The organism is Singulisphaera acidiphila DSM 18658 (assembly GCF_000242455.2).
Classification (GTDB): Bacteria; Planctomycetota; Planctomycetia; order Isosphaerales; family Isosphaeraceae; genus Singulisphaera; species Singulisphaera acidiphila.
Genome location: NC_019892.1, coordinates 5,694,537 through 5,718,490, shown reverse-complemented (window position 1 = coordinate 5,718,490; position 23,954 = coordinate 5,694,537). Strand labels below are relative to the sequence as shown.

Below are 23,954 nucleotides of genomic sequence, written 5' to 3'. Positions count from 1 at the left end.
GGCGCCCTCGCCCGCAGTTCAATTCATACAAATAAAACATAATACAATTCAAGAGCGGGCGGGTCGCCCAATGGCACTTACTTTCTCGATTTCAGACCGCGTTTGCGTGGTCGCAGTGGGAATTTTCTGCGGCGGGCGATCACCTCACGCGGGTAGTGTCGGCCAGGGCGATTCGCGAGCTTACACTGGCCAGACATCCTCAGAACCAAGTCGATCCGCTCTTGGATCTTCGCGGGGTCCGTGGTATCCAACGACTCCAAGAGCAAGACCTTCACTAACGACCATACCCGGTTGAAGCTCAATCGCCGCGGCGCGATCTCGACCCGAGCCGCAGCCATCCGGCGAATCAGATTCGCCATGTTATAGGCCACTGTCGCCGAGGCCAGTTCCTTCGCGACCATCTCCGTGGATCGGCCACGCATCTCTTCCAAGCGAAGCGTCCGCTTCAAATCACGCAGATCGGTTTCGATATTTTGCCGCTGGCCATAGATCGCGGCGAGCTCGCACCCCTCGTCAGGGAGCCGACTCACAAGCCACAGCGTCAGCTTCTCGGAAATTCGAACCTCGTGCAACCACACACGCAGCGTTGCATCGGCCGGCCATTGTGGGTTCGACTTGCGTTCCCAGCGGTTGGGCTGCCAAGTTAGTTCCCACTGGTCCTTGCCCTGGGCTTTCCCTTGGCGCACCATCGACCGAAATCGCTTCTCAGTCAACCGCAACACGAAGTCGTGGCCCGCCTGGTTGGCTAACCAGGCGAACGCGAAGACGCCAAAATTCCGGTCGGCGATCAACACGGAGCCGACCGGAAGTCGCGGCATCAAACCGGCCGACAATGGGACTTCGCCAATCGCGGCCGGGCCATACATTGCCCCCACTTCCGGACGCACGGTCACACCGCTGGATAACTCGTGGGCCGCTACCAAGTGGAGGATCGGCCAGTGCGATTCTCCGTGTTGATTGCGGGCCGGCGGATACGTTTTGCGCAAGGCGTCAGTGGGTGCCAAAGAGAGCGTGGAACCGTCCACAAGAAACGCGTTACGCCCTTTCACCGATGGCGGAGACTTGGCGATTAAGGCTGCAGAAACCTCGTCAGCCGCCCGTTGAGCCATCTCCACGGGCAGCCGATCTCGCGCTCGCGAAAACCCACCCGTGTTGGCCGAGAACGATTTCTCACGGGCCCGCTTGTTATCAGGGAGCACATCTGCACTTAATCGAGCCAACTCTCCCACAGCGGTGGCCATCGTTGCATTGCAGGTCAACCGTTGATAGATCATCAGCCAGACAACGACCCAAGGCGTGAACACGGTCGAGAGCGTGGGCGGTTTCTGAGCATGCAGGACATCCGGTGGGACCAAGCGATGGAACATCCGAACCGCCTCACCCAAATCGACGACAGCGGGTGATTCCTGGTCATGGTTCATGCGAGGTACTCCCAAAAAATAGGAGTTCATGGCGCAAAAAACGTGCCAGAGGTGCCCCTTATTGCAGGATTGGCGAAAGTAAGTGCCATTGGGCGGGTCGCCCGCGGTCCCAGGGGGGGAAGTCACAGATTGAAGCCAAAAACGCTTTTCGCCTCGCCACCCCGGTTGACTCAACCAGGGTCCGGCGCCAGCAGATGATCTCCACGCTTGAGGAGGCGATTCTGCCGGACCAACTCCTCGACGATCGCATCAACGCGCTGACGCATCTCGTCGCTGACCCGATTGAAGCCAAGCAGGCGACAGGCCGCCGGCGCAACCTCCAGAGGCTCCATGCCAAGGGCCTCGGTCACGACACGTTCGACCGCCGCCCCGATCTCTTCCGGCGCAATGAGGTCCAGCTTGCGCGAGGCCGTGGGCAAGGCGCTTCGATCACGCACGGGCGGCTGATTCATCTCAGTCAGCCAGAGAAAATCCCCCTCGCGACGGAGCGTGCCCTGGCGGATCGAAAGCTCGAACGCCAAGTCAAAGGCCGCCTGGATCCGGTTGCCAATCCGTTTGACGCCGGCCGCGTCGGCGAGCCGCCGCGCGATCTCCGAAGCCAGGATCGGACCTTCCGCTCGAACCACCTGGACAACCCATGAAGACATCCGACGCGGCGGCACTTCATGAAGTTCTTGCTCACCAAGCTTGACGTCCAAGGTCGCAAGCTGGTAGGCCGGAATCGCGGCGGAATCCGCAATCAGGTCCCCAGCGACCGGGTCGTCGGCCTTCTTCGACTCGGAAGGCACTTCCCCAGGCTCCGGATCCGGCTCGGGATCGAGATCGGAGACAGGACCGGACGGTTCGACGGCCAGCGACACAGCTTGGGCGGCATTGATCGCGGCACAGGCCTTGTTCAGTTCACCGTCGGGATCGCGGAACCACTCCGCACTCCAGATCCGATGGAGTTTCCACCCCAGGTTTTCGAGCACTTGCTGTCGTAACCGGTCACGGTCGCGGGCCGATCGAGCACTCTGGTAGACCGGCCCATCGCATTCGACCCCGACCAGGTAGTGGCTGGGCCTGTCCGGATCGACGACCCCCATCTCGAGCCGGAACCCCGAGGTGCCGATCCGCTCTTGAACGCGATGCCCGGCGGCCGTCAGCGCACCGTTCACCGCCTTCTCAAAGGGAGAGGCAGGTTCCGCTCCGGTCGCCGCGACGGCATCGAGCATGCCGGTCTGCGCGTAGGAGAAAAAGACTTTCAGGGCCCGGACTCCACGGGCGTTGGTGCGGGCAAGGTCGATGTCACCGGCCGTCAGGTTGGTGAAGACCTCGCAACGGCGCCGGGCGCGGGTGATCAGCACGTTCAAACGGCGCTCACCCCCCTCGTTGTTCAGCGGTCCGAAGTTCATCGCCAGATTTCCATCCGCCGTCCGACCATAACCGACGCTGATGAAAATGACGTCACGTTCGTCCCCTTGAACGTTCTCGAGGTTCTTGACGAAAAAGGGTTCCACGGTCCCGGTCGCAAAGAACTCTTCAGTGGCAGGGTCTTCACGACGCAGACGTTCCAACTGGTCGATGATCGCCTGCATCTGCGAAACGCTGAAGGCCGCCACGCCGAGGGTCTGACGGCTCGATTCCGGTCGAGCAAGCTGCTCGCGAGCGAACGTCAAAACGGCACGGGCAACCTCCTCGGCCTCGCCGGGGTTGGTGCGGGTTCGCCCCCGGTCATAGTGGGTCTGCGGCAGGTGGCGAAAGACCAGGCCCGACTCACTTCGCCCGGCGTCGGGGCTGGGAAAGACGACGAGGCGGTTGTCGTAGAACTCGTGGTTGGAGACGGCGATCAGCGACTCATGCCGGCTTCGGTAATGCCAGCGGAGCATTCGCTGGGGCGCGCCCTGCGAGACAAAGAGGCCGAGAATGCTCTCCACGTCGTGCAAGGCCTCGTCATCGTCACCGTCATCGGTTCCTCCCGTGAGCCGGTCGAAGAAGTTGGTCGGGGGAAGCTGCCGGCTGTCGCCGACGACGACCGCATTCCGCCCGCGCAACAAGGCCCCGAGGGCGTCGACCGGCCGGACCTGGCTGGCCTCGTCGAAGACGACCAGGTCGAACTGGAGCGAACCCGGGGGCAGATACGAGGCGACCGACATCGGGCTCATCATGAAGACGGGCTTGATCGCCTGGACCGCGTTGCCGGCCCGAACCATCAGTTGGCGAACGGGAATGTGCCGCGATTTCTTCTCGAACTCGCGGCGGAGGACGGCGATTTGCCCCCCTCCCCCTTTCCGTGGCAGCCCTTGCCAGTGGTCGTGGGCCAGGCGGGCCTGGGCATGCCGAAGGGCAAGCCGGTCCAGCTCGCGGAACCTGGCCACAGCCTGATCCTGGCTCGTCCCCTCGAACCCGGCAAGCGAGGGCCGCTCGCGGTAGGCCTGTTCCAGCAACCCTTCGTACCACCAGCGGCGGAACGTTTGCGCCAGGTGGTGGCGGGCCTCTGGCCACCACTCGGCCAGGGCCACCACTTCATCTAGCCCTTCATTTCTGCATCCATTCACCTGAAAGTTCCAGGCGGCGAGCCCGCGAAGGTCGTTCGCCCGGGCCGCCCAGAGCTCCAGCAAGGCCGCCTGATCTTGCAGGCCAAGGTGTTCGTATCCAGCCGGCCCGAATCGGACCGGCTCGTCGAGGTTGAGGAACGTGAAAAGCGGCTGGATCGCCGCGTGCCGGGCGGTGAGTGCCTCCTCGACGGCAGAGGTCAGAGCATGCAGGCCCGACAAGCTCGGCCGAGTCGCCAGCAGGTCGATGACGGCGGGGGGCACCAGGCCCTCCCGTACATCCGCATGGAGGCTCACGACCGTGTGGGAGACCGTCGCCAGGTCCGCCCAGTTCGAGCGCTCGCCGCGCCATTGCGGCCCGAACAGGCGGGCGGCCAGGGCCTCATGCCGGCGGACGGTCTCGCGATACCGCCGCGCGGCCATGATCGCGTCGATCAAGGCGAGTTGCTCGTCAAGGCCGCGCGGGGGCGTGCCCCGGCAGAGCATGGCCACACGGCGCCTGGTTCGCCAATAAGTTGGCGAGATGAACCGCCACCACCGCCGCCCGGTGACGTTCAGGTCGTGGCGGGTCTCAAGCAGGTCCTGGTCCCAGGCCTCGGGGATCACCGTTTCGTCGTGGTGTTGGTGGAGGTTGGCCAGGGCCTTACCGTCCTTGAGCAAATCCTCGGTCTCGGTGGCTCTCGATTCCCAATCCTCGGTCCGAAGGTCGGCCCCGGTCCGGAGCGCCTCCATCCCGGCCCAGCGTGCGGAGCGGAGGAGGATCTCCACCCGATCGCCCCCCTCGGGAGGATCGAAACCGAGTTGCGCCGCGAGCCGACTCGCGGCGTCACGCAACCGATCGGTCGCCCGCCGCGCCTGGGCGATCAAACCAAGGAGCTGCTCCTCCTCACTCGCCAGGAGCATCGTGCGGCGACTGCCGAAGAACGGGTGATCGCGCGGAACGCCCGCCTGGGCGAGTCGAGCCTGCAATTGCTCGACGAGATCAAGCCGGCGCTTGAAGTCGAAGCCGGTCCAGGTGAGCAGCGCCGGCAGTTCGGGACGGGGCGGCGCGACCGGCGTTGAGCCCTCGCGCAGGTTCAAGAACTCACCGAACGCCTCGTGCGGTGTGACGCCGCTGGCGGCGATCGGCGTGTTGACTGCGTCGCTGTACGCGTTCAGGCGGTCGCGCACCTCCACCAGCAAGCGAAGGTCGTCATCGATCGGGCCGAGGCGCGGGCGGGTCAGCTCCAGGGTCCGCCGCAGCTCGTCGAGGACCCCTTTTTTCTTGGTCTTGTGGCTGTGGAGCTCCAGGCAGGCCCCCCCGAGCCCGGCCGCGTCGAGCCGCCGCTTGACCACCTCGAGCGCGGCCATCTTCTCGGCCACGAACAGGACTTTCTTCCCTTTGCCGGCCGCTTCGGCGATCAGGTTCGTGATCGTCTGCGACTTGCCGGTCCCCGGGGGCCCCTGGATCACCAGGTTTCGGCCCCGATCGGCGTCGAGGAGCGCGAGCATCTGCGTGCTGTCGGCGTCGACGACCTGGCGGTTCTCCCGAGGGTCGAAGAAGCGGTCGATCGACTCATCCTCACCAGCCTCCGCCGCCGGTTCCTGGAAACCAGCGCCCAGCAAGGCTTTGAGAATCGGATGTCCGGCCGGTCGGGCCTCTTCGGGCCAGCTCTGTTCATCCAGGTCCACGTACATGAGGAACTTGCCGAATGAGAAGAATCCGAGGGCGATCGCGTCGCGTCGGACCTCCCATTGGGGCCGGCCTTGCACGGCCTCGGCCACGGCGTCGAAGTAGGCGGCCACATCAAGGTCATCCGCGTCGGGTATCGCAGGCAGCGCAATCTGGAACTCGGCCTTGAGCCGTTCCGCCAGCGAGAGGTTCACGCCCAAGTCCTCGCCGTCATGGCGAAGCCGGAACCGATCCCGGGCGCTGGTCCTCGCCAGCTCGACCGGGATCAGCACGAGCGGGGCACTCAGCCGCTTCTGGGGAGCGTCGGCCTCGTGCCAGGAAAGCATCCCCTGGGCGAGGAAGAGCGTGTTGACCCCCTGCTCTTCAATCGAGGTCCTGGCCGCCAAGTAGATGGCCAGCAAACGTGACTCCAGCCGCGTGGCCGACAAGGCCGTTTGAAGCTTGAGGTCGGTCGTCGACGTGGAAACCGAGGGTACAGGGGGCTCGTCCGGACGAGGCTCGGTCACCAGATCCGCAGGTGGTGAAGGAGGAGCCTCATGCCCAGGCTCGGAGACCGGGCCAGCGGGAAGCGTCATCGCCAGCGAGTCGGGACTCGGTGCTTGTGGCGGTTCAAGGGCAGGCTCGGCGGGCGGCTCAGGGGCCTGGTGCGGAGCCGACTCGGGAAGGGACAGGGACGCGGGATTCCGCTCGGGAAGAGACGTCGACTCCGGCGCCGGCTCGGGATCTTCGGGGGCGGTCGGGTCGTGGAGGAAGGTCATCACCCGTCCTTCCCGGACGAGGATCCGGAACACGTCCGGCGGCGACTCCCCCACGATCTCCAGCCCGCGCGACCTCGGACGGTAGTTCAGCAGAGGGTTTCGCAGACTCAGGTCGAGCAGGTCCCTCCGGTCGGCATTCAGTCTCGAGCCCACGGGATCGTCGTTCGCCATGACCAGCGCTTCCCTCGAACGATGCGCCGGGTGGCCGTTGGGTTCGCCCCCCCAAAAGACCCCGGACGCGAAGGCAAGTGCGACGATCGCTCGCGCCCACCATTTGCGGGGCCGGCATCGCGTCCACGTCGGCACGTTTGAGGCGGCTTCATCCTAGCAGCGCAGCCCGCTTTCGGAAAGCAGAGCAGGCGACGACACCGTGGCCGTCGCACACGGCCGAAGCTCGACGAAAACCAGGCAACCAACCCATTTTTGATGGAGGATCTGCGTTCCCCCGTGACTCAACCGCTTCAGTTCACGGTAGGGTCGGCAGGCAGCTCCCGGAGCCCCAGAAACTCGGAAAGTTTCTGGGTATTGACCTCGCTGACCACCGCTTTCCAGAGTTCCTTGTCATCCGCCTCGCGAAAGATGTGCGCAATCTGGGCGGGCAGCGTGAGCCAGGAATCGGTCTCGAACTCGCTTTCCAACTGGTCGGGGCCCCACCCGGAATAGTTGGCGATCACGAGCGACGGCTCCGACTTTCGGCTGATGAGTTCCTGGACCTTGGTCGCTTCCATCGTGCAGTAGACGCCGGGGATCACCTGCTGATCGGCCATTTCTTCGATGGTATGCAGCACCAAGAGCGGCCCCGTGACCGGTCCGCCCAGGCAGAGGGTTTTGTCCCAGACAAACTCCTCATCGAAGATTCGGCCCGAGAGGTCGGTCACGACGACGTTCATCGGGTGGTTCAAGATCACCCCCATCGCCCCATCTTCTCCATGATCGAGCATGAGAATGACGGACCGCGAAAAGATCGGGGTGTCGAGCTGAGGGGTCGCAATAACGAGTTGGCCCTTGAGAGAGTTCATAGTTCGGCAGCCCCGCATGGCATTGCAGATCAATTCGTCCTCAGATTACCAATTCTCCCCCTTCGCACCAACAAGGCCAACCCCAAACTCGATCGGAACACCGTCAAAATCGAACGACCATTTATCACGAAACCCATAAATTCAACAATTGAATTCATACAATTCCCACAGATCCACACGAATCAGCGATCAAATCAATTCTCCTGACTGATCGCGCCTGCAAATCTCGAAAGAGCGAAAACAACAACAATTTCGCGACTCACCGGATTTGCACAATTTACAAAGAATGGGTTGAACGACTGGATTTCGGTGATTATCCTGGTTCAACTTGACTTGAACGATCACCTTGAAGGAGATGATGAGTTTGATGCATGATCTTATTCTCGTTCTTAGTCTTATGTGGTCATCACCGCTCGGCTCCGGCGTCCTCGAGGCCCAACCGGTTCGATCGGCTCTCTCGCTTTCCGCTCGGGTCGTTCCGGCCACAGCGGCTGCGCTCAAAGTTTCCGTGCCGAAGCCGGTGGCCAAGAAGCATTCGATCCTCTTCTTCACTGCATCCTGGTGCCCCGCCTGTATCCAGATGAAGTCGCAAACATTGCCGAATGTTTCCCTGCCTGGACACGACTTGCGCGTCATCGATGCCGACGCGAATCCTCAGCTCATGCAGGCATACGGTGTCCAGAGTCTCCCCTCCTACGTCGTCCTTGACGGGATGGGGCGAGCCTACAAGCATGGCGTCGGATACCGTAACGTTCGCCAGTTTGTCGATTTCCTCAATCCGAAGTAATCGATCCAAACACGCCTTCGTCGAACGAAGCCGTTCGCTCGGGTGTGACCTCAGCTCGAGGTAGCATCACAACGTCGGCCGCCTTGCGGTCAGGACGAGGCTTCCGCCTCGGCCTCATTTCACGAGCGTGTTCATCGCAGTCTCGAATTCCTTCCCGCCGCCGATTTCCTTTTTTGTTGCGGATCACACCACGACAGCCGAGGACTTAGACGGCTGGGAAGGATTTTCCGAACACCCCAGCAAGTGCGAATCGTCTCCCCTCCCCCAAGCTCCATCGCGATCGAGTCACGGCGTTCCGGGCGAACGTCGAACGCAATATTGGAAGTGTTTCGCGTTCATCTCGATGCGATGATTAGCGGAGTAAGGGTCAAGAAAACCGAGGGCCGTCGCACGCGGGATCTCTCCAAAATGTTCTCCCAGCAGGAAGTGAAGGATCTTTCCTCGATTCTCTTCGGAGTCGGGAAAGGCGAGCGTGTAGCGGACTTCCTTGCGGCGGAATGGAAAGTGAAGCGTCCCGAGAGCGTCCTCAAACGCTTCGGCCGTGTGATAGGGGACCGGCCGGCCGAGCCGGGCGAAGGCTTCGACCCAGACCTGGATGAGAACATTATCGTTGCCGGCGATCGCCGCCAGAAACGCCCCGTCGGGCTTGAGTGCTCGCACAATCCGCGCGAGTTCCTCACGCAAGGCCGGAACGTAGTAGAAGACATGATTCGAGAGCGCCAGATCAAACGGCTCGACCAGCCCCTCCGGCAACTGCGTCCAGGCATGAACGGGTGATGTCGCGTGCCCTTGAAGCCGCGTGACGGCCGCGCGTCGATAGTCGTCGACTGGCTCGACGAGTGCGAGTTCCACTTGCTCGGCCGGCCAACCGGCCCGAGCCAGGAACAGCTCGGTGAACGTACCCGGGCCGCAGCCAAAGTCGAGGAGCCGGACTCGGTCTGCGCCGGCATCAGGTCGGATCTCCCCAAGCCAATCCAGGTAGGCGGTCAGATCGGCCTCGGCTTCGGTGGCGTGGGCGACGAAGAACTCGTAGTCGCTCTGGATCGGAGTAAAATCCTTCTCGGTCGCGGTCATTGGGTGGGTCACTCCTCATTAACAGCGATTTACCATCTGATCGCACGCGCGAATAATTCCATAGAGAGGGATAGATCCGGGTGACCTGCTGACCTTCAAGAAGAAGAGCCTACACGCCAGCCTGCGTGACCAACCCTACCGTGCAAAAGAAGCGACGTTCGTTCCGGCGAAAGGTTCTCAAAATCGAGGCAAAGAAGTTTGTTTTCGTGAACAAGGCGAGGATCACCACGGCGATGACTCCGCCCCTCGCCCGAGCCCCGAGGGGTGAGCGGGCGGCGGGCTCGGCACCCGCCTCCTGGGCGACGATCACCGTGATCGCGGGCTGGGGACTGAACGGAGTGCGCGCCCCGCTGGCACTCCCAAGAGCGACCGGCACAGCAACGTTCCAACAGTACGTGGAACGATCACTGGCGCCGGAACTGCACAAGGGAGATGTGGTCATTTTCAATAACCTCAAGCCCCATCAGAGTGCCGTGGTGGCGAACGCGATCAAGCAGACGGGGGCGAAGGTTCTGCCACTCCCACCGTCCAGCCCAGGGTACACTCCGATCGAGGATGATGTTCTCGTAGGCCAAACAGGGGCTCCGTCGAGCCGAAACAAGAACGAAAACCGAACTCATACGATGCCTTGGGGGTCGTCCTCCGGCAGATCACACATTAGGATATCCTTGGACAGTTTCGGCATTCCGGGCCGCGCACAACGCCAAAGTAAACCACTATCGGCTTTCCGTGGCGAAAGCTCACGTGCTATATCGAGAGCTGGATTAGCCCCCGCCGAGCCGACTCGAGCAGCAAGAGCAAGGCCATAATTACCATCTTACTCCTCAACGCCGCTCTCGGCCATGCCGGCCTTCGATCCAGCTTTCAAACAGACAAATAAAGCCATAATACACCAACACGAGAAATCAATAAATTTTCAACAAATTAGCATTTTACAGATATAATACTGGATCATTATTATGCTAAGCTTTGCGACGTTCTATTCTATGTTTTTAGCAATACCACTATCTGTTCTCAGGCTTAGTGCAACACGTAGCTGGGGGGTCAAGACAGCACGTTACGGACCAACAAAGCTTAGACTTTGGTTGCTCATGATTCTCATTCCCATCTTGGGCATTGACCTCGCTATAATATTTGATACTTGGCGAATTCCCAGATGCCGGTTATGCATCTTTATGGTTGATGCCGCAGTCTTGGGTGTCCCCTTGGTTCTAAACTTGCGATTCCCTCTGTATCTGTGGGAACTCTGGTGGATAGCAATTACTATCGGCACACTGAATTTATGTTTCATATTTTGATATTACACATTATGCTATTTCATAGCAAATTTGTGCTCAATAATTGCGTCATTGCCATCTAAACTTTGGCGATTTCTTGGCCCCAAATACTGAGAGTCGGATACCGCTGTAGGCTTGAGAGGAAAACGGTTCACAAGACCGACGCAGGATCGGGCGAGCGCAAGGCATCGATCTGGGTGGTGTAGGCAGCGACCAGCTCGCGCCGATGCAAGAGGCCGACGAGTTGCCCGGGATCGTCGGGGGCGACGACCGGTATCTCGTCGACGTTGAGCTCGGTCAGCCGCTTCAAGGCGGTGTGCAGGTCGTCGGCCAGAGTGACGGTGAGCACGGGGCGGTGGGCCAGGTCGTCGGCCACGACCAAGGGGGCCCATTCCGTCCCCTCGAGGGCGAGCCGGATGTCGCGGAGGGTAAACACTCCACTCAGCGCCCCCTGGCGATCCACGACCAGAAACAGCGTCTCCGTCGACTGGGCCACCCGGCGGACAATCTCCACGAACGGGGTGCCCGCCGGGACCAGTTCGAGCCCCTCGGTTCGGACCATAACCTGGCTGACACGAAGCTGTTCGAGGACGTCGATGACAAAGTCCCCCTGGTGCGCCGGGCTGTCGACGGGGCTGGGCACCTGCTCCTCATAGAGCGTCCAGCGCCTCGAGAGTCCCATGTTCAAGCCGCAGACCAGCATCAGAGGGACGAGCAGGCTATAGTTGCCCGCCATCTCCGAGACCATCATGATCGACGTCAGCGGGGTCTTCGAGACGCCGGCGAAGAAGCCTCCCATGCCCACCAAGGCGAACGCCGACGGGTTCAGGTTCCAGCTCGGAAAGAGGCCGTGTAGGAGCTGGCCGACTGCACCTCCGAGCATCCCGCCAATGAACACCGAAGGCCCGAAGACCCCGCCGCTCCCCCCTGAGCTGATCGTCAGGCCGGTCGTCACCGTCTTCAGCAAGGCGAGGCTGAGGAGCATTCCCACGCCCATCTGCGGCGCGAACGGCAACTCGTGCGGCTGCAAGAGCGACGGAGGCATCCCGATCGCCCCCCACTGCACCCAGCCGTATCCCCCCGTCATAACCTGCGGAAAGATCAAAGCGATCAATCCAAGCAGAAGCCCCCCAAGCGCAGGCTTAATGTGACGCGGTAGAGGAATTGGCTTGAACACATAGTCACGCAGCCCGTAAAATATGCGAACGTAGAGCCAGCCGACCCCCGCGCAGGCCAAAGCCAACAGTGCGAACATAGGAAGCTCGGCCAACCCGCGGAAGGCCATGTTCGGGACGATGAAGATCGGGCTCGGCGTGATGAACAGGGCAAAGGTGGAATACGCCACGATCGAGCTGGCCAGGCAGGGCAGTAGCGCCGCCGACTCCATCGCGGCCGTCATGTAGAGTACCTCGCAGGCAAAGAGAGCCCCTCCCAACGGAGCCCGAAAGATCGCCCCGACTCCCCCTGCGGCCCCGGCCAGCATGAGGAGCCGACGCTCGTTGGGGGTCAACCGCAAGAGCCTCGCCAGAAATGAGCCGAAGCCCGCGCCGATCTGCGCAATTGGCCCTTCCTGCCCTGCCGAGCCACCCGTCCCGATCGTAATTACCGAAGCAATCCCTTTGATCAGAGGAACCCGGCCCCGAATCTGCCCGCCTCCCCGATGGAACGCTCGAATCAAGGCATCAGTGCCATGCCCTTCCGCTTCAGGGGCCCAAGTGAAAACGATCAAGCCGGAGAGCAAACCGCCCAGGGTCGGAACCAAAAGCACCAGCCACCACGGGTACGGGCTGGTGATCGCGTGGGGAACCCCTTCTCCGGTGGGAGGCAGATAAAAGTGCAGCAGACCATTGAGCACGTAGTGAACCAACAAAGCCAGCAAGCGGAGAAACGCGACCGCACCCAGCCCCGCAATCAGGCCGACCAAGGGGCTGCAAACGGCCACGCGACCCGCTCCCGGAATGGCCCACTGGCTCACCAGGCGATTGAGGATGCGGCCCAACAGGACCATCGCGCGGCCCCGGGGAATCGATTCCGCCATGAATTCGAGATCCTTCGGTCGGTTCCGGTTCAGAAAATCTGATATCCACAACAATGCAATCGTCTACGCAAATCCAACCAAGCGCTCTGGCCGATCGTTCACGAGAATCTTTCAAGGCGGGAACGACGCGAGGGAGGCAATCCACCTCTTCCTCTTCCCCATCTCGCCTGCGTGCGATAGGCTCAGGATTATCCCGGTTCGACTCGTTGGATCCAAACCTGAAAACGGACTTTCCGCCTCAAGCGGAGTGTGGGATTGATCCCAACAGAAGACGAAACTCGCGGCGACATGAGGCCTACGATGGGTCGGAAGAAACCGAAGAAGGGGTACTTTGAATCCCCCACCAGCATCGGCACCCTTTCCCCCTGGGATCGAGGCGTCCTGGAAGCCCACTGGATGCATTCCATTCGAACGCAACAGCTTCGGGAACGCCAGGTCAAAGTGGCGCGTCAGCGGCGGGGCATTTACGCATGGATCTGGCCGCCACGACGGCAATACCTGGATGGCCTGCTCCACGGCCTTGCGAAAGAGATCAAGAGGCGAAGCAAAGAGGATTAGAGCGATGTTCGTCGCTCCAACCCAAGCAAAGGGAACCACGAAGCAGACGAAAATCACGGAAAGCCCGAAACGAATCCACTCGGTGCTTACCGGCTTGATGAGATTTCGATTCTTTCCGTGCTCTCCGTGGTGACCTGCCCTCGAGAGAGAAGGCTCACTCGTCGAGTTCGAGGATCTCCACCTTGCGAAACTCGATCGGGTGGCTCTCGCTCTGGAGCGAGATATAGCCTTCGCGAAGCCGCTTATCCCCATCTTTGATCAAAGCCCGGGCGTCGGCATCGTTCTCGTCGTACTGCGTCTTCTCGTAGGTGAGCACGGGTTCCCCGTTCACCCGGTGCGTGATGACTCCATCGCCGTGGACTTCCACTTCCACTGTGACCCACTGGTCGCCGGCATAGGTCTTGGATTTCGAGTCGGTGCAATGCTGGGTGATCAGCTTGCCGTCCATCACGATGTGCGTTCCGGGCGTGCAGACGTTGGCCGTCGATCGCTCTTTCTTGCCGTCCCCTCCGAGGAACTGGACCTCGACGGAGACCGGGAACTCCTGATCCTTCCTCATGCTCTCGGGTGACTGGCAGTGGAGCATCACGCCGCTGTTGCGGATCGCCCAACCGGGACCGCCAGGGCACTGGTCGCCAACGAACCGGTATTCGATCCGAAGCTTGTAGTTCGAGTACTTCTTCGCCGAGAAGAGATGGCCGAATTTTCCGTCGAACTTGGGATATCCATCAAAGGAAACCTTCATGACCCCATCTTCGACCCGGAACGTGTTGGCGTAGTTCTCGCCCGCCTTGTACTTGGTGATCTTGGGGGTCCAGCCTTCGAGGTCCTTGCCGTTGAACAGGCTGACCCAGCCTTTTTTGCTCGCGGCATCCTGGCCCCGAGCCTCGTTCATTCCGGCCAGTACGAAGCCGAGGGCCACGGGAACCATCAGGGTGGCCAAAGTCCGGACGGTTGCAGGCCGAGGGCCGGCGAGTCGGTTCTGGGACATGCGTGTTCACTCCTGGCTGGGGATCGGGGCTCTTCTTCTTTTTTTACTTTGCCGCGGCGCCGGGAACGCGTTCGTTGCCGACGTCCAGGGCTGATTAGAACGGCCCGAGCCGACCTCGTCAAAGGATTGGATCGCGATTCAAGACTCTCCCGCCGTCGATGGCAGCTCGACCGGATTGCCCGGCCTTGCGAACGTATGCCCCTTGAAAACCCGGAAGAGATAGTAGATTGACGGAAAGAGGATGAGCGATCCGGCCGCCAGGGCGAACAGGAGCCACTTGAGGATCAGCGGCGGAGCGGCGCTGTTGTGCACCGTCAGCTCAGGGGGGACGAGATAAGGGTTCTGAGCCAGGGCGCAGCCCCAGAGGATCAACGCCACCTGCATCATCGCCGCCGCGCGGGCCCAGTGGTACCAGCGAAACCAGAGGCCGGCCAGAGCGAGGATGGCACAAGCCCCGGTCGCGACCCGGACCGGTAAGCCCCAGGGGGAGCCGTCGAGTCCCCGGAAGACGAGCGGAGCGTCGCGGCGAGCAAGCAGGTAGACCGCATAGGCGAGCGCCACCACCACCACCGCCGAGACCAACGCCCGGCGGCGGAAATCATCCTGGAGCGCGGTGTCCGACGTCTCCAGGGTCAGATAGACCGCGGCCAGATAAGAGAAGATCGCCAACGTGAAAAAGCCGACCGTTAAGGGGAAGGGGCGGAGCCAGGAGGAGAACAAAGGGAAGCCGGCCTCCGGGTGAGGGGCAAGCCGCCCGTTGGCAATGGCGCCGATGATCGTCCCGAGCAGCACGGGGGTGACCACACTGGGGAGCGGGAAGGTCCGCCCCCAGCGTTGCCGGCCACGCTCGGTGGTGTCGTAGTGGGCGAACGTAAATGCCGAGCCCCGCAGGACGATCCCGACCAACATCAAGGAGATCGGGACATGCAGGTCGGTCATGATGACCGCAAATGCAGGGGGGAATCCGGTAAAGAGCAGGACGATCACGATGATCAGCCAGACGTGGTTCGCCTCCCAGACCGGCCCGATGGCATGAGCGATCAATTCGTGCTGAGCCTCGGCCCTCGGCCCGCGTGCCAGCAGGTGCCAAACCCCCGCACCAAAGTCCGCCCCGCCAAACAGGGCGTAGAGCGTCAGGGCGAACAGCATCGTGAGGGCGATGCCGATCTCCGGGGAAATCGCAATCGCGTTCAATGTCCGCCCCCTTCCACCGCGACAACGGCCCGCTCATCAGCGCCTGGACTCGTCCGAAACTGCATCCGCAAGAGCAGCACGACCACCACTCCCAACATCAGGTAAATCGCGGAATAACTGAGCATCGAGACCCAGAGTCCGCCGACAGGGGTCACAGCCTCGGTCGTCCGCATGATCTTGTGAATGATCCAAGGTTGCCGACCCACCTCGGTGACAGTCCACCCCGCCTCGATGGCCACCATCCCGAGCGGGCTGGCCAGAACCACCGCGCGGAGGAACCAGGGACCGTCGGGCAGTCGACGCTTTCGAAGGGCCGTGATCCCTCCCCAGAGCGCGACGACCATCATCACCATGCCGCACGCGACCATGGTCTGAAACGCCAGGTGGACGACCAGGACCGGAGGCCGGTTGGCTTTCGGCACGTCGTTGAGCCCAACCACCTGGGCGTCGATCGAGTCGTGAGCCAGCAGACTCAGAGCCCCTGGAATTTCCAGAGCGAAGCGTGTTTCGCCGGTCATGGGATCGGGCCATCCGCCGATCCGCAACGGCGCTCGCCGCTCCGTTTTGAACTGCCCCTCCATCGCCGCCAGCTTCACCGGCTGCGTCCGCGCCACGACCTTGGCCGAGTAGTCTCCACTCAGCGGTTGCAGGAGCGCCGCGGTGCCTCCAACCGCCAAGGCAATCGCCAAGGCCCGGCGATGAAAGCGGACCGAGCGATCGCGACCCAGGTAGATCGCATGAACCCCGGCCACCATGAACCCGGTCGCCGCATAAGCCGCCAAGGTCATGTGCAGGGTTTCCGCCACCATCGACGGGTTCAAGAGCGCGGCGAGCGGGTCGATATTGGTGGCTTCCTTCCCGTTGAGCTGAAACCCGGCCGGCGTGTTCATCCAGGCATTCACCGACACGACCAGGATGCCCGAAAGGGCCCCGCTGACCGCGACGATCACGCCCGCCAGCCAGTGGGCGAGCGGAGGAACACGGTCCCAGCCATAGATGTAGATCCCCAGGAAGATCGCCTCCGTGAAGAAGGCAAACCCCTCCAGCCCGAACCCGAGCCCAATGATCGGCCCGGCGAACTGCATGAAGTGAGGCCACAACAAACCGAGCTCAAAGGAAAGGACCGTGCCCGAGACCGCGCCGACGGCGAACAGAATCGCCGCACCACGCGCCCAGCTCCGCGCCAGGAACCGGTAGACCCCATCACCGGTCCGCAGCCAGAACGCCTCGGCGATGACCATCATCAAGGGAAGCGCGATCCCAATCACCGCGAAGATGATATGGAACCCCAGCGAAATGGCCATCTGCCAACGTGCGGCCAGGAGGTTCGACATCAAGTTGTCCCGTTCTTTGCCTGTTGGTATCAATCCCGCGTGGCCACCCCATTATACGACAACACGCGAAACCCTGCCGATGGGGGCAACAGCCAAACCCAAGGTAGCGGTTGACTCCCACCCTACGAACCCCTATATTTGCCTGAGCGAATAAAGTCTAACCCGAAGGCCGCCCGATGAGAGACCCACGACCGACCCCGACGGCCCTGACGCTGGCCGCCTCCACGGGCCTGCTCAAGGCCCTCGCCGATCCGGTCCGGCTTCGGCTCCTGAACCTGCTCTCCGAGGATCGTGAGATCTGCGTCTGCCACCTTCACGAAGCACTCGGCCTGCCACAGCCAACCGTCTCCCGCCACCTGGCCTACCTCCGCAAGCACGGTCTGGTCGTCGGGCGCAAGGAAGGGTTGTGGGTCCACTACCGCCTGGCCCAGCCGAAGTCGAGCCTCCACCGCACCTTGGTGGGGAGCCTCGAAACCTGCCTCCACGAACTCGACGTCTTCCAGGAAGACCGCCGCCGGCTCGTCCAGGCTGTCTCCTGCTGCGACGGGACCTGACTCGATCGCACCCCCTTATTTTTTTGGCTAACTATATTCGCTTGACCCCATACAAATCAAGCCAACCTATCTACGATGACCCACCAGAAAAACAAAGGAGCGGCCTTGACGACCCGTCCCGCCTTCTTGCTGGCCTGTGCCGCCCTGGCGGCGGCAGCCACCGGCGCAACGCCTCCTCAGACGACGGCCCGTGATCCGGGTCCTCTGGTGCGTGCGCTCTGGCTCATTCAGAGTCAAGGCACCCCGGACGCTCTCGACCCTCAACGCGATCAGGCCGTCAAAGGACGACTCTCCAAGGCCTTGGGCAAGGAGAAAACCCTGACGTCAACGGCACTGACCGGCCTGATGTCGTCCTCAACGTTCGCCAAGCTCGCCGGCCCCGACCAGCGGCTCGACCCGCAGGAGATCGAAATGGCACTGACTGCCGACACCCCCGCGTCGCGGACCCGACTGCTTCCAAAGCTTCGGGCACACGCCGACGCCCTGACAACCTCCTTCGACCTGATCGACGCGGCGCACCAAGCCGCCGGCCACGCGCTCGTGACCTGGATCACCCAGAAACACGTTCCGGGCCAGCCTCTCGACCTCACCATGATCTGCACGGGGAACAGCCGGCGGAGCATCCTGGGGGCAACGATGGGCAACATCGCCGCCGCCTACTACGGCCTGCCCGAGATCCGGTTCCACAGTGGCGGAACGGCCCCGACCGCATTCAATCCCCGGACGGTGAACGCCCTCCGCGAGATCGGCGTCGAGATCGACCCAACGGACGCGGAAGCCAAGCGGGGCGAGCCCGCAACAGCGAACCCAGTCTACCGGGTCCGCTGGGGGATTCCGGGCGATTCCAACACGCCCCCGCTCGAAACGACCGAGTTCTCCAAGCGTTATTCCGACCCTGCAAATCCGCAGGCGGGCTTCGCCGCCCTTCTGGTCTGCGGTGAAGCAGACGCGGGCTGCCCGGTCGTCCAAGGCGCCTCGGTCCGGATCGCGATGCCCTACCTCGACCCCAAAATCTATGACGATAGCGTCTACGAGACAGCCAAGTACGCGGAGCGGCGCGACGACATGGGCCGCCTGCTCTTCTCCGTGATGATGCGGGTCCGCAACCAGCTTCAAACGCAGCCCACGAACTGATCCGATCCAATCCGAACGAGGAGCTATCTCCCAATGTCCGACGCAATCACTCAGGCCGTGAAGAGCAAATATGGATCGGTCGCCCTGAGCGGCCTCTCGAGCGACCAGGACGGTGTGCGCGCCGTGGCCGAAGCGTTCGGCTACGCGACCGAGGAATTGTCCTCGATTCCGGCCGAAGCCAACATGGGCCTCTCCTGCGGCAACCCGACGGCCTTCGCCGGTCTCCGCGTGGGGGAGACGGTCGTCGACCTGGGCAGCGGCGGAGGCCTTGACGTGCTCCTGGCCTCACGCAAGGTTGGCCCGACCGGCCGCGCCATTGGGATCGACATGACCGAGGAGATGATCGCCCTGGCCCGCAAGAACGCGGTCAGTTCGGGCCTGACCAACGTCGAGTTCCACCTCGCGACCATCGACCGTCTTCCCTTGGCCGCCGGTTCCGTGGACTGCGTCATCAGCAATTGTGTAATCAACCTGGCCATCGACAAGGACGCTGTCTTCAAGGAGATCGCCCGCATCCTCAAGCCGGGCGGCCGGCTCGCCGTCAGCGACATCGCCCTCAAGAAACCGCTGCCCCAAGAGTTGGCCGACGATCTGATGGCCTACGTCGGCTGCATCACCGGGGCGATCCCGATCGAGCAATATCGCCAGGGTCTGGTCGCGGCGGGCTTCGCCCACGTCGAGGTGATCGACAGCGGCGCCGATCTGAACGCGTACGCCAACGTCGAGAACCAGGCCGTCTGCTGCCCTCCCCCCCTGCCCTCCTCCACGGCGGGCCTGGCGGTTGTCGACGCCGGTTGTTGCCCTCCCACCCCCACGCAGCCGAGCGACGAAAGCCTCCACGCCCGCCTCGCCGACCTCTTGCGACGGCACGACGTGAACGACTATGCCGCCAGCGTGAAGGTCTACGCCGTAAAACCTCGCTGAATCCCGTTCAAAGATCAGCCCCATCGACGGTCAGCCGATTGGGTTGGCGCAGTCACGACTTCGGTCAATAATCGTGCCAGTGGAATGCGCGGCCGAGGGGGTAGGAGCGGCTCTCATCCTCGGCGCCGCCCCATTCCCAAATGACAAGCACGAAGGAACCAACATGAGCGATCGAATTGTCCTGCGGACCGGCGAAGCCCTCGTGGAAGGCCCGGAGGACTATATGGCCGCCGAACCCGAGATCGTCATCGGCGAACTCGACGGGCCGGTCGGAAACGCTCTGGCCAGCCTGATCGGCGAGCAGGTCAAGGGACACACCAAGGTCTTCGCCATCCTGAACAGCGACGTGCAAGTGCGGCCGGCGACCATCATGGTCAGCAAGGTCACGGTCAAAGGTAACAAGTACACCAACATCCTCATGGGCACCGTCCAGGCAGCCATCGCCAACGGCGTGCTCGACGCCGTGCGTGAGGGCGTGATCCCCAAGGACAAGGTCAACGACCTCGGCATCATCTATTCGGTCTGGCTCGACCCCGCCGTCACCAAGGCCGACAAGCTCGACCACAAGGCCCTGTTTGACGTCCACCGCGAGGCCACCCTGAAAGTGATCCGCAAGGCGATGGGCCACGAACCGACGATCGACTGGCTGCTGGAAAACCAGGATAAGGTCGAGCACTACTATCACCAGCAGGGGCTCGAGGGAAACCTCTAAGTCCAGAGCAGCTTCTCTCTGAAACACCCTTCATCTGGGTGACTGGGAGCCGGACTCGGACCCCGTTGAGTGGGTGACTGGGGTCCGGCCCACCCGACTGACGCAAGCCACCGAGTTCGCTCCGGCTTGCCGTCAATATTCTTCCAACAAAATATTCCACCACTCCAATATGAATTTTCCAACATCAAAATTTTCAATAAACCAATGAAATCAATATTTATCGCGATCGCCACTCTTAGATTATTAACCGCCCAGGCTCAAGCCGCGAGCGAGCGAACCGTCATGGTCGCCAACACCGCCGAGCTTCGCCAGGCGCTGACCGAGGCGAAGCCGGGCACGACAATCCGGATTGCGGCGGGCAGGTATCAAGGGGGCCTTTCCTCCCAAACGCTTCAGGGGGAACCTGGGAAACCGATCATTCTCACAGCGGCCGACCCGGCGCGTCCCCCCGTCATCGAGGGGGGCGTCAGCTCGTTACAACTCTCCAGCCCCGCCTATGTGGAGATCCGCCATCTCGTGATTACGAAAGCCACGGGCAACGGACTCAACATCGACGACGGGGGTTCCCTGACCCACCCCGCTCACCATCTGATCGTTCACGGATTGATCGTCCGCGACGTTGGGCCCGAGGGGAATCGGGACGGGATCAAGCTCTCGGGGGTTGAAGACTTTCAGATCGAGAATTGCACCCTCGAGCGCTGGGGGCGCCGGGGGTCGGGCATCGACATGGTGGGATGTCATCAAGGCAAGATCGCCAACTGCACCTTCCGACATGAAGATAACCCGGAGGCCAACGGAGTTCAGACCAAGGGGGGGAGCCGCGACATCCTGGTTCAGGGCTGTCGCTTCGAACATGCAGGAGGCCGGGCGATCAACGTCGGCGGCAGCACGGGCCTCGCCTTCTTCCGGCCCCAGGCGCCTGGGCATGAGGCCAAGGATATCACGGTCGAGGACTGCACCTTCATCGGTTCGCAGTCGCCGATTGCCTTTGTGGGGGTGGATGGTGCCATTGTGCGGCACAACACGATCTATCGCCCCAGTCGCTGGGCGTTGCGAATTCTCCAGGAAAATCTCGAGCCTGGCTTCGTCGCTTCACGCAACGGGCAGTTTACCGACAACATCATCGCCTACCGCTCGGGAGAGATGGGAAACCCCGTGAACATTGGTCCGAACACAGCGTCCGAGTCGTTCGTGCTCGCTCGCAACGCCTGGTACGCCCTCGACGCCCCCGCACGGAGCCGCCCGAACCTCCCGCTCCCAGAGGTCGATGGGGTCTACGGCACGGATCCTCAGTTCCAGGACGCCGAGAACGGGGATTTTCGGCTCCGGCCGGAGAGCCGCCTCGGTCGGTTAGGAGTTCGGACCAGCTCGCAGAGCGCCGTGAAACGCGTTCCGTGAGGATCAAACGCGGCGAGCAAGGAGCATCAAGGGTTCCTACCCTCGAAGGCGAGCGGGGAGCGACCCGCTCCCCGCTCGCCTGATCATGACAGATTTCGCTACGGATCAACCTGCGAGTGAGGTGAGTCTTGTCCTCGTCAATGCTGCATGCATCTATTTTGATCCTGCTCGTTGCGAGCTTCGCGAGCGCCGGGGACGGGAACGAGCGCCGGCCACGCGCCAGAGAACTTGGCATTGCGCCTGGGGTTTTTCCGCCAGGGCCGCTGAATGCAATCACCGACGTGGCCGGCCTGAAAGTGGGTCATACGACGGTCATTGAGGGAGACCAGGTCCACACGGGGGTGACGGCAATCCTGCCGCATGGTGGCAACCTGTTCCAGAATAAAGTCGCCGGCGCCGTGTTCGTGGGCAACGCGTTCGGCAAGCTGGCCGGCTCGACCCAGGTCGAAGAGCTCGGCACGATTGAGACGCCGATCGTGCTGACCAACACCCTGGCGGTCGGCACCGCGGTCGAGGCTGTGGTGGCTCACACGCTGGCCCAGCCAGGCAACGAGGAGGTCCGCTCGGTCAACGCATTGGTCGGCGAGACGAATGACGCGGAGCTGAACGACATCCGCCGGATGCCGGTGACGCGAGTCCACGTGCTCGAGGCCATTCGTAATGCGAAGGAAGGGCCGGTTCCCGAAGGGAGCGTCGGAGCGGGGACCGGCACCCAGTGCTTCGGCTGGAAAGGGGGAATTGGGACCGCTTCCCGAAAGCTCCCCGCACGTTATGGCGGCCACACACTGGGCGTGCTCGTCCAGACGAACTACGGGGGCGTGCTCACCATCGCCGGCGCCCCGGTCGGCAAGGAGCTCGGCCGCTACTCGTTCGCGCCGCCTCGGGAGGAGGAGACTCAGAGCCGGGATGACGGCTCGTGCATGATCGTCGTGGCCACCGACGCCCCGCTCGACGCCCGCGACTTACGCCGGCTCGCAGCGCGGGCGATCTTTGGTATGGGACGCACCGGGGCGTCGTACGCGCACTCCAGCGGCGACTTCGCCATCGCGTTCTCGACATCCCACGAAGCGCGCTCGCAACACGGTGAAATGTCGCCCCGAACGCGAACGCTCCTCCCCCCTGATGCCCTCTCCCCCTTATTCCAGGCAGCCCTGGAAGCCACCGAAGAGGCGATCGACAACTCACTGCTCCAGGCGACCACCGTCACTCGTGGCGGTCGAACGGCCGAAGCCATCCCGATTGACCCACTCCGGACGATCCTCAAAAAGTACGGGACCACAGCGCCCTGAACCTCGGGCGTGCGGTCCCGGATGGGAGGGATCCGAATCAAGGCAAAACCCGATTGAGCAGGCGCTGAACGAACGGCGGCACCGCGTCGGGGACGACGACGCCCGCCGGGTAGAGCAGGCCCGGCGGCCGAATCATGCGATAGGGCCTCCGATAACGATAGCGATAACCGACGACCGGAGGACCGTAGAGGACGGTGGGGGGCACGACCACGACCGGCGCTGGATCCACAGCATCTTGCTCCGCCTCGGTAATCACATCGCGACCGCTGTCCGCGTTGGGGTCCATGGGAGCCAAGTCATCGGTGCCCGTCCTGGAATTGGGATCAGGATCGGTCGCCGGTTCCGATTCAATGATGGCTGGGGGAAGGCCGGGGGGACGAGCCACCGCATGGCGGCGGACATCGGCCTGCTGGCCCGGTCCCGTGTCTCGGGTCCAGTAGCCCTCACGAAAGTGCCAGCCGTCGGCCTGGCGGGACCAGCGTGCCGGGACCCAATCCCAGCCGGGTTGCACTTGCGCCCAGAAGCCGCTCTTCCAGGTCGCCCGGTCACCGTCAGGGGCGTACTGGCCCGGGATGTAGAAAAAGTCCGGGCCGGGCGCCGGGCCAGGCGATTCCGCAGGGCGATCGGCGGGGGGACCGCTGATTCGCCATCCTCCGGCTGCGTTGGTATTGGTGACGTCGAGGGCGGGTCCGTTCACAACGGCAGCAGGAGCGGCAGCCGGGTCCCTGTTCTGTTGCCCCTGGCGCGGGCTCCAGAATCCAGGCACGCGATACCAACCCTCGGCGTCCCGCCTCCAGCGGCTCTCGACCCAGAGCGAGTTGGCGGGCGGAACGCGCCACGCCCCCGAGACCCAGACGAAGTCGGCACGGGCCGAATCCCAGGACCAGTAGCCGCCATACCACCGTGCCGACGGGTCGGGACGATCGGTCGAGGCACGCTCAGCGACCGGCGCGGGGGGCGACTTCGGAGCCCGCTCCGGTTTGGGCCGAGTTTTCGAGAGTCTCAAGGCATCGTGCAGCGGGGCATTCGCCGTTTCGGGTTCACCCGCCGGCGCCTCCTCAAGGGCATCCGCCGGTGGCGGCAAAGGCGACTGTTCCCCGACCAGAGGTCCCTCGAGAACCGGCGGAGCATCCGGCTTCGCCTGGCCCCTCGCCTCGGAACCGACAAAACTAACCCCCGACCCCAGCAAAACGGTCGAGATCACCCAACCCCAACGTGAAACGACCATAACGATGACTCCGACGGTGCAAGCTCTCACCAGGCCATTCGACCTCAGTCCGCCTAAC

General features: G+C 62.7%; 18 protein-coding genes. 9 read left to right on the top strand and 9 right to left on the bottom strand.

What is annotated here, in order from left to right:
• Positions 1-77 precede the first annotated feature (77 nt).
• The 3 genes from SINAC_RS22630 to SINAC_RS22620 form a co-directional block, all read right to left on the bottom strand.
• Positions 78-1,421, bottom strand: coding sequence for an IS4 family transposase (locus SINAC_RS22630; RefSeq protein ID WP_015243913.1), 1,344 nt, complete (start codon positions 1,419-1,421; stop codon positions 78-80).
• A gap of 170 nt (positions 1,422-1,591) precedes the next feature.
• Positions 1,592-6,556, bottom strand: a complete 4,965-nt coding sequence (locus SINAC_RS22625) for a DUF3320 domain-containing protein (protein ID WP_015247913.1) — start codon at positions 6,554-6,556, stop codon at positions 1,592-1,594.
• A gap of 290 nt (positions 6,557-6,846) precedes the next feature.
• Positions 6,847-7,404 carry a YqgE/AlgH family protein gene (locus SINAC_RS22620; protein ID WP_015247912.1) on the bottom strand — a complete coding sequence of 186 codons (558 nt, stop codon included), beginning with the start codon at positions 7,402-7,404 and terminating at the stop codon, positions 6,847-6,849.
• A gap of 367 nt (positions 7,405-7,771) precedes the next feature.
• Between SINAC_RS22620 and SINAC_RS22615 the strand changes: the two genes are divergently transcribed.
• Complete coding sequence (locus tag SINAC_RS22615; protein ID WP_015247911.1) at positions 7,772-8,191, top strand: thioredoxin family protein; 420 nt, start codon at positions 7,772-7,774, stop codon at positions 8,189-8,191.
• A 285-nt stretch (positions 8,192-8,476) separates the two neighbouring features.
• On the opposite strand, the gene SINAC_RS22610 is transcribed toward SINAC_RS22615, so the two are convergent.
• The gene (locus SINAC_RS22610; RefSeq protein ID WP_015247910.1) at positions 8,477-9,265 is read right to left on the bottom strand and encodes a class I SAM-dependent methyltransferase; all 789 of its coding nucleotides are present in this window, start codon (positions 9,263-9,265) and stop codon (positions 8,477-8,479) included.
• A gap of 233 nt (positions 9,266-9,498) precedes the next feature.
• Between SINAC_RS22610 and SINAC_RS41965 the strand changes: the two genes are divergently transcribed.
• Positions 9,499-10,074: a transposase gene (locus tag SINAC_RS41965; RefSeq protein ID WP_154673870.1), complete on the top strand. Its 576-nt coding sequence runs from the start codon at positions 9,499-9,501 to the stop codon at positions 10,072-10,074.
• 619 nt (positions 10,075-10,693) lie between these two features.
• On the opposite strand, the gene SINAC_RS22600 is transcribed toward SINAC_RS41965, so the two are convergent.
• Positions 10,694-12,580, bottom strand: a complete 1,887-nt coding sequence (locus tag SINAC_RS22600) for a chloride channel protein (RefSeq protein ID WP_015247909.1) — start codon at positions 12,578-12,580, stop codon at positions 10,694-10,696.
• Between the two features lie 300 nt (positions 12,581-12,880).
• Between SINAC_RS22600 and SINAC_RS22595 the strand changes: the two genes are divergently transcribed.
• Entirely contained in the window at positions 12,881-13,138 is a 258-nt protein-coding gene (locus tag SINAC_RS22595; protein WP_015247908.1) for a hypothetical protein, read from the top strand.
• Between the two features lie 154 nt (positions 13,139-13,292).
• On the opposite strand, the gene SINAC_RS22590 is transcribed toward SINAC_RS22595, so the two are convergent.
• From SINAC_RS22590 to SINAC_RS22580, 3 genes are all read right to left on the bottom strand, one after another.
• Positions 13,293-14,129: a 3-keto-disaccharide hydrolase gene (locus SINAC_RS22590; protein ID WP_015247906.1), complete on the bottom strand. Its 837-nt coding sequence runs from the start codon at positions 14,127-14,129 to the stop codon at positions 13,293-13,295.
• A 138-nt stretch (positions 14,130-14,267) separates the two neighbouring features.
• Positions 14,268-15,323 (bottom strand): cytochrome d ubiquinol oxidase subunit II, encoded by a 1,056-nt coding sequence (locus tag SINAC_RS22585; RefSeq protein ID WP_015247905.1) that lies wholly within the window; start codon positions 15,321-15,323, stop codon positions 14,268-14,270.
• Positions 15,320-16,657 (bottom strand): cytochrome ubiquinol oxidase subunit I, encoded by a 1,338-nt coding sequence (locus tag SINAC_RS22580; protein ID WP_015247904.1) that lies wholly within the window; start codon positions 16,655-16,657, stop codon positions 15,320-15,322. Before SINAC_RS22580 ends, SINAC_RS22585 begins: the two co-directional genes overlap by 4 nt.
• A 176-nt stretch (positions 16,658-16,833) precedes the next feature.
• On the opposite strand from SINAC_RS22580, the gene SINAC_RS22575 reads away from it, so the two are divergent.
• The 6 genes from SINAC_RS22575 to SINAC_RS22550 all read left to right on the top strand — a co-directional run bounded on the left by SINAC_RS22575 (position 16,834) and on the right by SINAC_RS22550 (position 22,668).
• Positions 16,834-17,211, top strand: a complete 378-nt coding sequence (locus SINAC_RS22575) for an ArsR/SmtB family transcription factor (protein ID WP_015247903.1) — start codon at positions 16,834-16,836, stop codon at positions 17,209-17,211.
• A 105-nt stretch (positions 17,212-17,316) separates the two neighbouring features.
• The gene (locus SINAC_RS22570; RefSeq protein WP_020467227.1) at positions 17,317-18,345 is read left to right on the top strand and encodes a low molecular weight phosphatase family protein; all 1,029 of its coding nucleotides are present in this window, start codon (positions 17,317-17,319) and stop codon (positions 18,343-18,345) included.
• 33 nt (positions 18,346-18,378) lie between these two features.
• The gene (arsM, locus tag SINAC_RS22565) at positions 18,379-19,269 is read left to right on the top strand and encodes an arsenite methyltransferase (protein ID WP_015247901.1); all 891 of its coding nucleotides are present in this window, start codon (positions 18,379-18,381) and stop codon (positions 19,267-19,269) included.
• Positions 19,270-19,432: 163 nt separating this feature from the next.
• On the top strand, positions 19,433-19,981 hold the full coding sequence (gene fae, locus SINAC_RS22560; protein WP_015247900.1) for a formaldehyde-activating enzyme: 549 nt from the start codon (positions 19,433-19,435) through the stop codon (positions 19,979-19,981).
• Positions 19,982-20,263: 282 nt separating this feature from the next.
• On the top strand, positions 20,264-21,379 hold the full coding sequence (locus tag SINAC_RS22555) for a right-handed parallel beta-helix repeat-containing protein (protein ID WP_015247899.1): 1,116 nt from the start codon (positions 20,264-20,266) through the stop codon (positions 21,377-21,379).
• A gap of 140 nt (positions 21,380-21,519) precedes the next feature.
• Positions 21,520-22,668: a P1 family peptidase gene (locus SINAC_RS22550; protein ID WP_020467226.1), complete on the top strand. Its 1,149-nt coding sequence runs from the start codon at positions 21,520-21,522 to the stop codon at positions 22,666-22,668.
• 37 nt (positions 22,669-22,705) lie between these two features.
• Here SINAC_RS22550 and SINAC_RS22545 read toward each other — a convergent pair whose 3' ends face one another.
• Positions 22,706-23,896, bottom strand: a complete 1,191-nt coding sequence (locus SINAC_RS22545; protein ID WP_015247897.1) for a YXWGXW repeat-containing protein — start codon at positions 23,894-23,896, stop codon at positions 22,706-22,708.
• Between the last annotated feature and the right edge of the window lie 58 nt (positions 23,897-23,954).